We start from the raw sequence: 14,356 nt of genomic DNA, 5'->3' as shown, positions 1-14,356 counted from the left end.
CAGGCAGTGACCGCGACCGACCGCTCCATCGAACTCATCAACGCCGCCGCCCAGGCGGCAGCCGACAAGCTCGCCCACGACGTCATCGCCTACGACGTCAGCGACGTGCTGTCGATCACGGACGCCTTCCTCCTGGCCTCCGCCCCCAACGACCGCCAGGTCAAGTCGATCGTCGACGAGATCGAGGAGCGGCTCAACAAGCAGCTCGGCGCCAAGCCGGTGCGCCGCGAGGGCGACCGCGAGGCCCGCTGGGTCCTGCTCGACTACGTCGACATCGTCGTCCACGTCCAGCACAGCGAGGAGCGCGTCTTCTACGCCCTGGAGCGGCTCTGGAAGGACTGCCCCGAGCTGGAGCTGCCCGCCGACGCCAAGGGGACCCGCGGCAAGGCGGCGGAGCACGCCGAGCTCAAGGCCGCCGAGGAGGCGACCGACACCGACGGGGACTGGCGGTGAGCGCCACCGGCGAGGTGACCGCCGGCCGGCCCGGCAAGGGCCGGCGCATCATCCTGTGGCGGCACGGCCAGACCTCGTGGAACGTGGAGCGCCGCTTCCAGGGCACCACGGACGTCGAGCTCACCGAGACCGGCGTCGCCCAGGCCCGCCGCGCCGCCCGGCTGCTCGTCGGCCTGCGCCCCGACGCGATCATCGCCTCCGACCTCAAGCGGGCCGCGCACACCGCGGCCGAACTCGCCGCCCTCACCGGCCTGGACGTGACCTTGGAGGAGGGCCTGCGGGAGACCTACGCGGGCGTCTGGCAGGGGCTGACCCACGAGGAGATCATCGCCCGGCACGGTGAGCAGTACGCGGCGTGGAAGCGCGGCGAGCCGGTCCGCCGCGGCGGTGGCGAGCTGGAGACCGAGGTCGCCGACCGCGCCGCGCCCGTGGTGCTCCGCCACGCGGAGAAGCTCACCGAGGACGGCACCCTCGTCGTGGTCAGCCACGGCGGCACGATCCGCACCACCATCGGCCGCCTGCTCGGTCTGGAACCGCACAGCTGGGAGAGCCTCGGAGGGCTGACCAACTGCTGCTGGTCCGTCCTCGGCGAGGGCGCCCGGGGCTGGCGCCTGCTGGAGCACAACGCCGGCACGCTGCCGGAACCGGTGCTCGGCGACGACGACTGAGCCGCCGCGGGCGGGGTCCGGTACCCGGATTTCACTTTCCGGCAGGTCGCAGGCTAAAGTTCTTCTTGTTCGCCCCGCCGAGCGGAGCGAAGGACCACACGGCCGAGCCGGGTGGCAGCAAGGGGCTATAGCTCAGTTGGTAGAGCGCCTGCATGGCATGCAGGAGGTCAGGAGTTCAATTCTCCTTAGCTCCACAGCCCACGGACGAATCCCGTCCCCCTCGGGGGGCGGGATTTTTCGTTCGAGCCCAGCTGAGCACCAGGCGTCCCGCAGGCGTATACCCCTCCGGGACTCCGTGTCCGGACCGGTACTGAGGCGTCGCTGACCGTATTGGCCCGGTCGTGGCAGAATCAAACGGCCGGAAGGGACCGCGGCCCGACGGGAGGGAGTGGCGATGCCTGCGAGCATCCTCGAGGAGGTCGGTCATCTCCTCGGCGGAGCGGTGACACGGAACACGATCACCCGTCTCAGCTGCCCTTCCTGCGGTTCCGGACACGTGGCCCAAGTCCTCGGCGACAACGGCGGGATCTCTTACGTGTGCACGGCCTGCGGCCACAGCTGGAGCTGATCGATGGGTGCACACAGGCGGAAGTGCGACTGGTGCGGCAGCGGCACCCCGATCGTGCGGGACATGGAGCCGGTGAATCCGGACTACCAGTACTGGTGCGAGGAGTGCGCGCGGGCGCTGATCATAAAAGGCGACCCGATCGAGACGTACCGCGAGCTCGAGGGCGAGCCGATCTACGGCCGGCTCCTGGAGGAGCACTGCACACTCAAGCGGTTCTACTCGTTCGTGACGGCCTAGCCGCACACACCAGTGCGGAGCATCTAGTACCAAATCGGACGGAACGGAAACGATTTGGTGTTGGGCCCGGTGGACCGTGTAATGTTGGCGTCGCCGCCGGGGAGACCGGGCGGAGGAAGAAGCAAGGGGCTATAGCTCAGTTGGTAGAGCGCCTGCATGGCATGCAGGAGGTCAGGAGTTCAATTCTCCTTAGCTCCACAGGAAAACCCCCCGGATCATGATCCGGGGGGTTTGTTCGTGTGGCCCGGCCTCAGCGGCCGAGCGCCCGGCGACCCCGGCCCGGGGAGAGGACCGGCAGGTTGGTCCGCGAGGGCGCGGGGAGCTGCCCCCGGGTGTCCTCCTCGATGCGCAGGGCGAGCGCCGGGCAGCGGCGCACCGCGCGGACCGCCTTGGCCTCCGCGAAGCGCGGCACCTCGGCCTGCGCGACCGTCGGGAAGCCGTCGGCGCCGAGCTGGAAGACCTCCGGCAGGATGTCCGCGCACAGGCCGTGGCCCCGGCACAGCGTCCAGTCGACGTAGATCTTCTGACGGCTGGGGCCGTTCTCCGCACCGCCGCCCGGGACGCCCGTAGGGGTCGTCCCGCCCTCGAAGAGCGGCAGGACGCCCTCCACGGGCCGTCCGCAGCCGTTGCCGAGGACATGGGCGGCGAGGTCGTCGGTGAAGGCACTGAGGGTCGACTCCAGGAACATCGCCGAGCCGTCCGGGTGGGAGCAGGCGCCGCGCCGCTTCACGTTCCGCGCGACCTGCTTGACCGCCTCCAGGGCGGCCGGGCCACCGCCGTTCAGGATGTCCTCCAGACCGCGGGCGGCGGCCGGCAGCCCCAGGTAGCAGGGGCCGCACTGGCCCGCGCTCTCCTGCGCCAGCCACTGCGCCACGCGCAGCGACTCGCCCAGCGGGCAGGTGCCCTGACCGATCGGCAGGATCGCGCCCGCGCCGAGCGTGCCGCCCGCCTGTTGCAGGGAGTTGCGGGAGACGATCGCCTCGTCGACGGTCGCCGCGTCGATCCACTTGCCGTGGTAGCCGCCGGTCAGCACGCCCTGCGGCACCGGCGGGGCGCCGGCGAGCTGGAGGACGTAGCGCAACGGCACGCCCGTCGGCACCTCGATCACCATCGGGCGGGCGACCGCGCCGGAGACGGTGAGCATGACGGTGCCCGGCTCGTCGTACAGGCCGGTGTTGCCGTAGCGCTCCGGGCCGATGCGGGCGGCGATCGCCAGCTGGGCGAAGGTCTCGGCGTTGGACAGCAGGGTCGGGGCGCCGCCGACCCCGCTCCTGGAGGCGCTGACCTTGCGGCCGGGCGGCATCGCGGGGCCGCCGTCGATGGAGCGGATCAGGGAGGCGGCCGCGCCGGTGACCATGCGGACCGGGTTGCGCTGTACCCGCGCGCGGAGGGCGGAGCGGCGCCCGTTGTTCAGGCCGCGCTCGGCGAGGGCGGCCTCCATGGAGCGCTGGGTGGACTCCCGGGTGACCCCGATGACCAGCGTGCGCGCGCCCATGGCCTCGGCGCACAGCAGCGCGCCGTCCAGGATCAGGTGCGGGGCGCGGTTGATGAGCACCGTGTCCTTGCGGCAGGCGGGCTCGTCCTCGCTGCCGTTGACGACCACGACCGGCCGCACACCGCGCTTGATCGCCGCCTCGGCGACCGAGCGCAGCTTCTTGTGGAAGGGGAAGCCCGCGCCGCCGCGGCCCAGCAGGTTGATGCGTTCGGACAGCTGGGCGAGCTGTTCGCCGCCCAGCGGTTCGAGCGGCCCGTGCACCTTGAGGTGCATCGGCAGGTCCAGCCGCTCGACAAGGTCGAAGCCCGACGTGAGCTGGGGAAGGCCGACGACGCGGACTTCGGGGACGTCGGGCAGGGCCTCGTTCACTTCAAGCCTCCGGAAGGCGTGTTCCAAGGTTCGCCCGAACCCGGTGCGTCGAAATCGTAGGACGGGTCGTACGGCGTGCCGAAGGCCGTGGGGCCGGAGGGCACGCCGGGGGTCGGTTCAGTGGCGGGACCGCTGTTGTAGGTGTCGTCCGGGTAGTACGTGTCATAGACGGCGTTCGTCTCAGCGGTGTCGTACACGTCACTCGAGCCGTAGCCGGACGCGTCCGGATTGCCGTAGACCGGGATGGTGTGTCCCGTGTCGTTGAGCGGGTCGTAGGCCGAGGGGGGCGCCTCGCCGACCGGCGGGGGCGACGGTATCGGCCAGCTTCCCGAGGTGCTGCCGCCGCCGTCCGCGACCGGCATCGTCTCGGTGGGGCGCATGTCCGGCGGCAGCAGGTCGGGCGTGACCGCGTCGGCCGGCAGCGGCTGCCGCCGGGTGCCGCCGGGGCTGGACACGGCGCGGTAGGCCGCCGCGAAGCCGCCTGCGGGCTCCGGGGACGTGAGCCGCTCCGCGGACGCGTACACCGGCGCGGACCGGGGCCCGGAGGACGCCGGGCCCGCGTACCCCGGCCGTGCGGAGGCGTCGGCCGTGCGGGCCCGGCTCTCCTCCAGCTCCTCCTGGCGCCTGCGCTCGGCGGTCCCGAAGAAGCCGGCGATCCGGTCGGCGACCCGGCGCTTGACCGGGCCGGGCGCCGCGCGCAGGGCCAGCGCCGCCATGACGCCGAGCACGGACAGGCCGTACAGCACCGTGAAGACCGGCTTCGCCGCGCGACCCGCGTAGAGCCCGTGCAGCAGGGCCAGGCACCACGCCGGGTAGGCCAGCATGTGCATGGCGCGCCAGCGGGAGGCCACGGGGGCCGGGGACGCGAAGCGGTTGCGCAGGGCGCCGGTCACGCCCACGAAGATCATGAGCATGCTGGCGAGGGTGCCGAAGCCGATGAGGACGGACCTTCCCCCGAAGGCCTCGTCCTCCGTGGCCAGCAGCCCGAAGGGGATCACCGCGGCGACCCAGGTGGTGTGGGCCAGGGTCAGCTTGACCCCGATGTGCACCAGCAGGAACACGACCGAGGCGACCGCGGTGGTCCGGTGCACCGCCTGCGCCAGGATGCGCTGGCGGGTGTCGAGGACCACCCGGTCCTGGGCGACGAGTCCCCAGATCACGGAACAGCTGAGGAAGACGAGGGAGAGGACGCCGGCGCCGAAGTCGAGGAACTGGGCGAAGGTGTCGTCCATCGTGCTGTCGTTCGTCACCACGACCGGCCTCCCCACGTCAGGGACGTGAGGGGAGGGGGTGAGCTGTCACTGCTGGGGTGGAACGGGGGAGGGTTCATGGGGGCGACTCCGGAGCGGTTCGGGAAAGCGGTCCCGCTGCCGCACTCTAAGTGGCGCCATACCCGCGAGTACGAGGTTTGAGTTATTGCGTTGTTATCAAATGACAATGCGGTCGTTGTGATGTCCCGTTAGTGGTCGTTACGCGAAGTAACCTTTGACCTTGGTTCAGGTTCGCCCGGTGTGCGGGGGCGTGCGCGGGGCGTCCACAGGGCCGTCGCGGCCCGTGCGGCGACTGCGGTACCCTGACGCCATGCGTGCCGTACGCCTTCTGCTTAGCGAGCCGCGCTGATCAGTCCCGACCCCGGCCACAGTCCGGCGGCCGGAATCGGCGCGGCGTCCCCTCCTGTGCGAGGGGATTTTTCATTTCCCGGCCTTCGCCGCCGTAGGTCATGAAGGTCGCAGCCGCTGGCAGAGACGATCGATGGAGCTTTGAGGATCATGAGCGAGACGAACCCCGCGGCGACCGCCCCCGTGTCGGCGGACGCCGCGCCGCACCGCTACACGGCCGCCATGGCCGCCGACATCGAGGCACGCTGGCAGGACTTCTGGGACGCCGAGGGGACGTACGCCGCACCGAACCCCGAGGGCGATCTGGCGGGCGACCCGGAGCTGGTCGCCAAGCCCAAGAAGTTCATCATGGACATGTTCCCGTACCCCTCCGGCGCGGGCCTGCACGTCGGCCACCCCCTGGGCTACATCGCCACCGACGTCTTCGCCCGCTTCCAGCGGATGACCGGCCACAACGTCCTGCACACCCTGGGCTTCGACGCCTTCGGACTGCCCGCCGAGCAGTACGCCGTGCAGACCGGCACGCACCCGCGCGTGTCGACCGAGGCCAACATGAAGAACATGCAGAGCCAGCTGCGCCGGCTGGGTCTGGGCCACGACAAGCGCCGGTCGTTCGCCACGATCGACCCGGAGTACTACAAGTGGACCCAGTGGATCTTCCTGCAGATCTTCAACTCCTGGTACGACGAGGAGGCGCGCAGGGCCCGGCCGATCGCCGAGCTGGTCGCCCTGTTCGAGTCCGGTGAGCGCGCGGTCCCGGGCCACTCCGGCCGGGCGTGGAGCGAGCTGACCGAGGCCGAGCGCGCCGACGTGCTGGGCGGGTTCCGCCTGGCCTACGCCTCCGACGCGCCGGTCAACTGGTGCCCGGGCCTGGGCACCGTGCTGGCCAACGAGGAGGTCACCGCCGACGGTCGCTCCGAGCGCGGCAACTTCCCCGTCTTCAAGTCCAAGCTGCGCCAGTGGAACATGCGCATCACCGCCTACGCCGACCGGCTGCTGGACGACCTGGACGAGCTGGACTGGCCCGAGGCCATCAAGCTGCAGCAGCGCAACTGGATCGGCCGCTCCGAGGGCGCCCGCGTCGACTTCCCCGTCGACGGGGAGCGCATCACCGTCTTCACCACGCGCCCGGACACCCTGTTCGGCGCCACCTACATGGTGCTGGCGCCCGAGCACCCGCTGGTCGAGAAGTTCACCCCGGCCGCCTGGCCCGAGGGCACGCACGACGTGTGGACCGGCGGTCACGCGACCCCGACCGAGGCCGTCGCGGCGTACCGCGCGCAGGCCGCCTCGAAGTCCGACGTGGAGCGGCAGGCCGAGGCCAAGGACAAGACCGGTGTCTTCATCGGCGCGTACGCGACGAACCCGGTCAACGGCGAGCAGGTGCCGGTCTTCATCGCCGACTACGTTCTGATGGGGTACGGAACCGGCGCGATCATGGCCGTCCCGGCGCACGACACCCGCGACTTCGAGTTCGCGCGCGCCTTCGAGCTGCCCATCCGCTGCGTCGTCGAACCGACCGACGGCCGCGGTACGGACACCGCGACGTGGGACGAGGCCTTCGCCTCCTACGACGCGAAGATCGTGAACTCCTCCGGTGCGGACGTCTCCCTGGACGGCCTGGGCGTCGTCGAGGCCAAGGAGCGCGTCACCGAGTGGCTGGAGCGGTCCGGCGCCGGCGAGGGCACCGTCAACTTCCGCCTGCGCGACTGGCTGTTCAGCCGCCAGCGCTACTGGGGCGAGCCCTTCCCGATCGTCTACGACGAGGACGGCATCGCGCACGCCCTGCCCGAGTCGATGCTGCCGCTGGAGCTGCCCGAGGTGGAGGACTACTCCCCGCGGACCTTCGACCCGGACGACGCCGACACCCGGCCCGAGACGCCGCTGTCGCGCAACGACGACTGGGTCCACGTCACCCTGGACCTGGGCGACGGCCGCGGGCCGCGGAAGTACCGGCGCGAGACCAACACCATGCCCAACTGGGCCGGCTCCTGCTGGTACGAGATGCGGTACCTGGACCCGCACAACAGCGAGAAGCTGGTCGACCCGGAGATCGAGAAGTACTGGATGGGCCCCCGTGAGGGTCTGCCGCACGGCGGCGTCGACCTGTACGTCGGCGGTGCCGAACACGCCGTGCTGCACCTGCTGTACGCGCGCTTCTGGTCCAAGGTCCTGTTCGACCTGGGGCACGTCTCCTCGGCGGAGCCGTTCCACAAGCTGTTCAACCAGGGCATGATCCAGGCCTACGTGTACCGGGACAGCCGCGGCATCGCGGTGCCGGCCGCCGAGGTGGAGGAGCGCGACGGCGCCTACTACTACCAGGGCGAGCAGGTCTCCAGGCTGCTGGGCAAGATGGGCAAGTCCCTGAAGAACGCCGTCACCCCGGACGAGATCTGCGCCGAGTACGGCGCCGACACCCTGCGCCTGTACGAGATGGCGATGGGCCCGCTGGACGTCTCCCGTCCGTGGGACACGCGCGCGGTGGTGGGCCAGTTCCGGCTGCTGCAGCGGCTGTGGCGCAACGTCGTCGACGAGAACACCGGCGAGGTGACGGTCGCGGACGTCGCCGAGACCGACGTCGACACGGACACCCTGCGCGCCCTGCACAAGGCCGTTGACGGCGTACGGCAGGACCTGGAGGGCATGCGCTTCAACACCGCCATCGCCAAGGTCACCGAGCTGAACAACCACCTGACGAAGGTGGGCGGCCCGGTCCCGCGCACGGTCGCCGAGCGCCTGGTGCTGCTGGTCGCGCCGCTGGCCCCGCACGTCGCCGAGGAGCTGTGGCGCAGGCTGGGGCACTCCGACTCGGTCGTCCACCAGGACTTCCCGGTCGCCGACCCGGCCTACGTCGTCGACGAGACCGTGACCTGCGTCGTGCAGATCAAGGGCAAGGTCAAGGCGCGGCTGGAGGTCGCTCCGTCGATCTCCGAGGAGGACCTGGAGAAGGCCGCGCTGGCCGACGACAAGGTCGTGGCCGCGCTGGGCGGGGCCGGGATCCGCAAGGTGATCGTGCGGGCGCCGAAGTTGGTGAACATCGTTCCTGCATAGGTGGGAGGGACGGGCGTCCGGGGGGGGATGGACGGCCCCCGGAGCACGGTCGTCCTCCAGGGCACGCGGTTGTCTCCGGGAGGGCACGGGCGTCCCCTAGGGGGCGGTGCGGGCCGGTTCAGGGTCGTGTGCGGGCAGGTTCGGGGTTCCGTCGGAACCCTGGGCCTGCCCCCTGCGTTTACCGTGGAAGAGCGGCGCGGAGAATGCCGCGGCCTGCCGGTGCGCGGGTCGGACGCTCGGAGGAGGAGCTTCGTGGAAGCAGTGATCACGGTATTCGCCCTGCTTTTCGTGCTCGCCCTCGTGCTGGGCGCCTACGCCACGGTGAAGGCCGTCGGCGCGGCCAAGCGCAGCGTGGACCGGGGCATCACCCAGGCCCGGCGCACGGTCGAGGACCACACGCTGCGGGCCAAGTCCCTCGTCCAGACGGGCCCGGCGGGCGAGCTGGCGCAGCTGCGGCTGACACTGCGCACCTCGATGCGGGCCACCCAGGACGCGCTGCACGCGGGCGTGGCCGAGGACGAGTCCCTCAAGGAGTCCCTCGCCCTCTTCGACCGGCTCAGCGCGCACGGGTTCGAACTGGACGGCGAGCTCAGGCGGCTGGAGTCCGATCCGGACCGGGCCACGCTCGCCGAGCGCCTTCCCTCGCTGCGCGAGCGCACCGAGCGCATCGCGCGCTCGGCGGAGTCCCTGCGCTGGGCGGCCCGTGACCGGGCCCGCCGTTTCGCGGACGACGACCTGGACTCACTGAGCGCGCAGATCGACGTCGAGGCCGGAGCCCTGCGGCACTGGACGGAGACGGAGCCCGCCGCCGCGCCGCCCTGGCCCGAGGCCCCGGCCGCCGACGCCCCCGGCGCCCGGCAGAGTTGGCCGCGGACCCCGCAGCCGGAGCCGGCGGAGGAACCCGCGCGGCCCGCCATCGACCCGCCCGGCCCGAGCGCCGTGTACCCCTGGCAGAAGAAGGCCCGTCCGGAGAACACGACCTGATCACAGCCGTGTGGATGCCCGGCCGACGGGCCGGGCTGCCGTACGGGCGCTACGCCAGGTAACCTCCAGCTCATGTCCCGCCATGTCGCGATCGTCACGGATTCAACGGCCTACCTCCCGGCCCGGACGATGGAGCGGCACGGCATCACCGCGGTACCCCTGACCGTCGTCCTGGGCGACCGGGCGCTGGAAGAGGGCACCGAGATCTCGACCCGCTCGCTGGCCCAGGCCCTGCAGAAGCGGCGCCCGGTCACCACCTCCCGCCCCAGCCCCGAACTCTTCGCCGAGACCTACCGACGGATCGCCGAGTCCGGCGTCGACGGCATCGTCTCCCTCCATCTCTCCGCCGAACTCTCCGGTACGCACGACGCGGCCGTCGTCGCCGCGCGCGAGGCGGCGGTACCGGTGCGGGTCGTGGACACCGGGATGATCGCGATGGCCCTCGGATTCTGCGCGCTGGCCGCGGCCGAGGCCGCGGAGGCGGGCGGCACGGTGGACGAGGCGGTCACGGCCGCGGAGAAGCGGGCCGCGGCGACCTCCGCCTACTTCTACGTCGACACCCTCGACTACCTGCGCCGCGGCGGCCGGATCGGTGCGGCCCAGGCCCTGTTCGGCTCCGCGCTCGCGGTGAAACCGCTGTTGCAGCTGGCCGAGGGCCGCATCGAACCTCTGGAGAAGGTACGGACGGCGTCCAGGGCCATCGCCCGGCTGGAGGAGATCGTCGCCGACCGGGCGGGTACCGCGCCCGTCGACATCGCCGTCCACCATCTCGCCGCCCCCGACCGGGCCTCGGCCCTGGCGGACCGCCTGCGCAAGCGGGTGCCGGGGCTGGCCGACCTGCATGTGAGCGAGGTCGGGGCGGTGATCGGGGCGCACACGGGCCCCGGGCTGCTGGGGGTCGTGGTCTCGTCGCGCTGAACGGGCGCCGCGTCACCCGTACGGGTGGCGGAGTTGTCCACAACGCGGTGGTCGTCCCCGGGAATTGACCAAGATCAACGCGGTGGTGCCGGGGTGCCCGATCCTCGTCGCATGGCTCTCCGATCATCACGCTCACGCACGGCGACCGCGGCCAGTGGCCCGGGCCGTGGCCCCGCATCCGACGGCCGGCAGCGCGACCGCCGCTCCTCCGGCCGCCTGCGCGACCGCCGTCCGTCCGGCTCCGACGTCCACACCCGTTCCGAATCCGGGTCCCTCTCCGGCGGCCGGGGAGGACAGATGCGCCGGCACGCGCAGGCGGAGGAGGTGCGCCTGCGCGCCGAGGCACTCTTCGCCGAACGCCCCGTGCGGCGGGGCGAGTCGGGGAAGGGGCCGCCCTCGTCCCGGGGCCGTGATCTCGGACACCCGCGGGTGGACGCAGACAGTGAAGGGCCGCGGAGGGAAGCCGCCGGGAGCGAGGAGGAGGCGGCACATCGCGCCGCCGACACCCCTGCGGTGACCTGGCGGGACCGGGCGGGGCAGGCACTGCGGGAGCGCATGCCGGTGTGGTTGCAGACCCGGTGCGCGCTGGAGCGGCGCAGCGTGGCCGCGCTCACGGTGCTGCTCGTCATCGCGTCGGTCTTCGCCGTGCAGCACTTCTGGACGGGCCGCACCCAGCCGGTCCCGGCGCCCGAGACCGTGCGCGAGGCCGCGGTGTACGGCGCTTCGGCGGGGGGCGGGGTGGCGGGGAGCGGGACGGCCGAGGGCGAGGCGGGCGGGGACGGCTCCACGGCCGGTACGCACCGGGGCTCCGCCGTGGCCGGGGCCACCGTCGGCGCCGAGATCGTGGTGGACGTCGGGGGGAAGGTCCGCAAGCCCGGGGTCCACCGCCTGCCGGCCGGCTCACGGGTGGCGGACGCCCTCCGTGCCGCCGGAGGGGTCCGGCCCGGCGCCGGGACCGACGGGCTGAACCGGGCCCGCTTCCTCGTGGACGGCGAGCAGGTGGTCGTCGGCGCTCCCGCGACCGGGACGGTCCCGGGTGGATCAGGCGGGGCGGGCGGGTCGGCCGCGGCGGGCGGGCTCGCGGGAGCGGGCCCCGTCGCACCGATCTCCCTCAACATGGCGACCGCCGACCAGCTCGACACCCTGCCCGGTGTCGGCCCCGTGCTGGCCCAACACATCATCGACTACCGCACCCGGCACGGCGGTTTCCGCTCGGTGGACGAACTGCGCGAGGTCAACGGCATCGGTGAGCGTCGCTTCGCCGACCTGCGAAACCTCGTGCGGCCATGAGGACGGAGGCGACGACCCCTGGCAGCGCCGAGGTGCCCGGCGAACGGACGGCACCGCCGCGCGCGGCCGTGCACGCCGCTTCCGGGCATCGGCTCGGTGCCGCCCACCCCCGCCAGGAAGGGCCCACGGACCTGCGGCTGGTGCCGCCCGCGCTGGGGGCCTGGGCGACGGCGGCGGTGATGCTCGACGCACCGCCCGGGTGGGCCGTCGCGGTCGTGACCGGTGCGCTTCTCCTGGCCGGGGTACTGCTGCTGAGGTCGCGCAGGCACCGCCCGGCGCGCGGACGGCCGTACGCGTCGCTCGCCGCCCTGCTCCTGTGCGTCACCGCTGCCGCCGCCTCGGCCGCACTGCACGGCGCGGATCTGCGCCGGGGGCCGGTACCGGCGCTGGCACGGCAGTACGCCACCGTCACCGCCGAGGTGGAGGTCACCGCGGATCCCCGCCTCACCCGGCCCCGCGTCCGGGGAAACCGGGCCGTGCCGCCCACCGTGCTGATCGAGGGCGAGGTACGCCGGCTGACGCAGGCGGGCGGAGCGGAGGTCGTGACCCGGACACCGGTTCTGGTGCTCGTCGACGTGGGGGAGGCAGCGGGTGCACCTGGAGCACCTGCGGTGTCCGGTAGGCCGGACGCACCCGGAGCACCGGTGGCGTCCGGAGAGCCGGAGACACCCGGAGGGACTTCGAGCCGCCCCCTCCCGGGCGTCCCGGACGACTCGCCTGCCTCCCGTGCCGGGCCCGGCGCCGCACACTGGCTGGGGCTGCTGCCCACCACGCGGCTCCGCGTCACCGCCCGGGCGGCACCCCCGAGGGCGGCCGGCGACCGCATCGCCGCCGTGCTGCGGGTACGGGGCGGGCGGGAGGCCCCGGAGGTCGTGGCCGAGCCGTCGGGAGCGCAGCGGCTGGCCGGACGGCTGCGGGCGGGACTGCGGGAGGCCACCGACGGCCTGCCGGAGGACGCCCGGGCCCTGCTGCCCGGCCTGGTCGTCGGGGACACCTCGCGTATCACGCCGGAGCTGGAGGAGGCGTTCAAGGAGACCGACCTCGCGCACACGCTGGCGGTGTCGGGGGCCAACTTCACGATCGTGCTCGCCCTGCTGCTCGGCCCGCCCGGACTGGCCCAGCGCAGCGAGCGCCGAGGCCTGGCGCCCCGGCTCGGGATCTCCCTGCGAACCACCGCGCTGCTCGGCGGGGCCCTCGCACTCGGCTTCGTCGTCGTCTGCCGGCCCGACCCGAGCGTGCTGCGGGCCGCGGCCTGCGGGGCCGTCGCCCTGCTCGCGCTGGCCACCGGGCGCCGCAGGTCGCTGCTCCCCGCGCTGGCGACGGCCGTGCTGCTGCTCGTGTTGTACGACCCGTGGCTCGCCCGCAGCTACGGATTCCTGCTCTCCGTGCTGGCCACCGGGGCGCTGCTCACGCTCGCCCCCCGGTGGAGCGCGGCGCTGCGCCGGCGCCGGGTCCCCCCTCGGCTCGCCGAGGCGCTGGCCGCCGCGGGTGCGGCACAGGCCCTGTGCGCGCCGGTCGTCGCCGTGCTGTCGGCGCGGGTGAGTCTGGTGGCGGTCCCCTGCAACCTGCTCGTGGAGTTCGCGGTCGCGCCGGCCACGGTGCTGGGTTTCGCGGCGCTGGCGACGGCCCCGGTGGCGATGCCGGTGGCCCGCGGTCTGGCCTGGTGCGGGAGCTGGCCCGCCGAGTGGATCGCGGGGATCGCCCGTACGGGGGCCGCGCTGCCCGGCGCGGGAGTCGACTGGCCGGGTAGTTGGACCGGGGCGGCGCTGCTCGCCCTCGCCACGGTGGGCGTGCTCCTGGTCGGCCGGCGACTGCTCAGGCACCCCTGGTGGTGCGGCGTCTGCGCGGTGCTCCTGATGCTGGTGGTGGTCAGGCCGCCCCCGCTGGCCCGGGTGATCACGGGGTGGCCTCCGCCGGACTGGCGGATGGTGATGTGCGACGTGGGGCAGGGCGACGCCATGGTGCTCGCGGCGGGCGAGGGCACGGGCGTGGTCGTGGACGCCGGACCGGACCCGGCGCTGGTCGACCACTGCCTGCGCTCGCTCGGCATCACCCGCGTCCCGCTCGTGGTGCTGACCCACTTCCACGCCGACCACGTCGCGGGACTGGCCGGGGTGTTGCGGGGGCGTGCCGTGGGCGCCATCGAGACCACCGCGCTCGAGGAGCCCGCGGAGCAGGCCGAGTCCGTCCGCAGACAGGCGGCGGCACGACGGATCCCGATGCGGCACGCCGCCGCCGGGCAGCAGCGAAGGGCGGGCCCGTTGTCCTGGCAGGTGGTGTGGCCGCCACCGCCCCCCTCGCCGAGCGCCGGGCCGGGTGCCGCGACGAGCGCGGTGGAGCCCAACGACGCCAGTGTCACCCTCCTGGTGCGGACGGCGGGGCTGCGTCTGCTGCTGCTCGGCGACCTGGAGCCGCCGGCCCAGCAGGAGCTGGCGAACTCACCGGTGGCAGCGGCGCTGGCAGGCGTCGACGTGCTCAAGGTGGCGCACCACGGCTCGGCCCACCAGGATCCCGGCCTCATGAGAAGGGTCGCCCCACGGCTGGCGCTCATCAGCTGCGGCGCGGACAACACCTACGGGCACCCGGCCCCCGCCACCGTCGCGGCGCTGCACGCCCGGGGCACGATGGTGCTGCGCACGGACCGGGACGGGGCGCTGGCGGTCACCGGCACAGGTGACGCCCTGCGGGTGGCGGGAGACTGAGG

Annotated in this window: 10 protein-coding genes and 2 tRNA genes; 10 read left to right on the top strand and 2 right to left on the bottom strand. The window is 73.1% G+C overall.

Annotated elements, in window-relative coordinates:
* Positions 1-6: 6 nt before the first annotated feature.
* From rsfS to ACGF5T_RS13020, 5 genes are all read left to right on the top strand, one after another.
* Entirely contained in the window at positions 7-453 is a 447-nt protein-coding gene (gene rsfS / locus ACGF5T_RS13040) for a ribosome silencing factor (RefSeq protein ID WP_356603328.1), read from the top strand.
* Positions 450-1,121, top strand: coding sequence for a histidine phosphatase family protein (locus ACGF5T_RS13035; protein WP_391967974.1), 672 nt, complete (start codon positions 450-452; stop codon positions 1,119-1,121). Before rsfS ends, ACGF5T_RS13035 begins: the two co-directional genes overlap by 4 nt.
* A 121-nt stretch (positions 1,122-1,242) precedes the next feature.
* A tRNA-Ala gene (locus tag ACGF5T_RS13030) sits at positions 1,243-1,315 on the top strand.
* A 437-nt stretch (positions 1,316-1,752) separates the two neighbouring features.
* Complete coding sequence (locus tag ACGF5T_RS13025) at positions 1,753-1,926, top strand: hypothetical protein (protein WP_004001335.1); 174 nt, start codon at positions 1,753-1,755, stop codon at positions 1,924-1,926.
* A gap of 125 nt (positions 1,927-2,051) precedes the next feature.
* Positions 2,052-2,124: transfer RNA gene (locus ACGF5T_RS13020), tRNA-Ala, on the top strand.
* Positions 2,125-2,176: 52 nt separating this feature from the next.
* Here ACGF5T_RS13020 and ACGF5T_RS13015 read toward each other — a convergent pair.
* Both ACGF5T_RS13015 and ACGF5T_RS13010 read right to left on the bottom strand, forming a co-directional pair.
* The gene (locus tag ACGF5T_RS13015) at positions 2,177-3,790 is read right to left on the bottom strand and encodes an NADH-ubiquinone oxidoreductase-F iron-sulfur binding region domain-containing protein (protein WP_366767785.1); all 1,614 of its coding nucleotides are present in this window, start codon (positions 3,788-3,790) and stop codon (positions 2,177-2,179) included.
* Positions 3,787-5,043, bottom strand: coding sequence for a cytochrome b/b6 domain-containing protein (locus ACGF5T_RS13010; protein WP_366767784.1), 1,257 nt, complete (start codon positions 5,041-5,043; stop codon positions 3,787-3,789). The genes ACGF5T_RS13015 and ACGF5T_RS13010 overlap by 4 nt, the downstream gene beginning before the upstream one ends.
* 516 nt (positions 5,044-5,559) lie before the next feature.
* On the opposite strand from ACGF5T_RS13010, the gene leuS reads away from it, so the two are divergent.
* The 5 genes from leuS (at position 5,560) to ACGF5T_RS12985 (ending at position 14,354) form a co-directional block, all read left to right on the top strand.
* Entirely contained in the window at positions 5,560-8,460 is a 2,901-nt protein-coding gene (leuS, locus tag ACGF5T_RS13005; RefSeq protein ID WP_356603322.1) for a leucine--tRNA ligase, read from the top strand.
* Positions 8,461-8,712: 252 nt separating this feature from the next.
* Entirely contained in the window at positions 8,713-9,444 is a 732-nt protein-coding gene (locus ACGF5T_RS13000; RefSeq protein ID WP_356603320.1) for a hypothetical protein, read from the top strand.
* A gap of 72 nt (positions 9,445-9,516) precedes the next feature.
* Positions 9,517-10,362: a DegV family protein gene (locus ACGF5T_RS12995; protein ID WP_356603318.1), complete on the top strand. Its 846-nt coding sequence runs from the start codon at positions 9,517-9,519 to the stop codon at positions 10,360-10,362.
* A 111-nt stretch (positions 10,363-10,473) separates the two neighbouring features.
* Positions 10,474-11,652: a ComEA family DNA-binding protein gene (locus tag ACGF5T_RS12990; protein ID WP_366767783.1), complete on the top strand. Its 1,179-nt coding sequence runs from the start codon at positions 10,474-10,476 to the stop codon at positions 11,650-11,652.
* Positions 11,649-14,354 (top strand): ComEC/Rec2 family competence protein, encoded by a 2,706-nt coding sequence (locus ACGF5T_RS12985; protein ID WP_366767782.1) that lies wholly within the window; start codon positions 11,649-11,651, stop codon positions 14,352-14,354. Before ACGF5T_RS12990 ends, ACGF5T_RS12985 begins: the two co-directional genes overlap by 4 nt.
* Positions 14,355-14,356: the final 2 nt, after the last annotated feature.

This window comes from Streptomyces sp. NPDC047853, from assembly GCF_043204535.1.
Taxonomy (GTDB): domain Bacteria; phylum Actinomycetota; class Actinomycetes; order Streptomycetales; family Streptomycetaceae; genus Streptomyces.
This window is presented reverse-complemented; position numbering and strand designations above follow the sequence as displayed.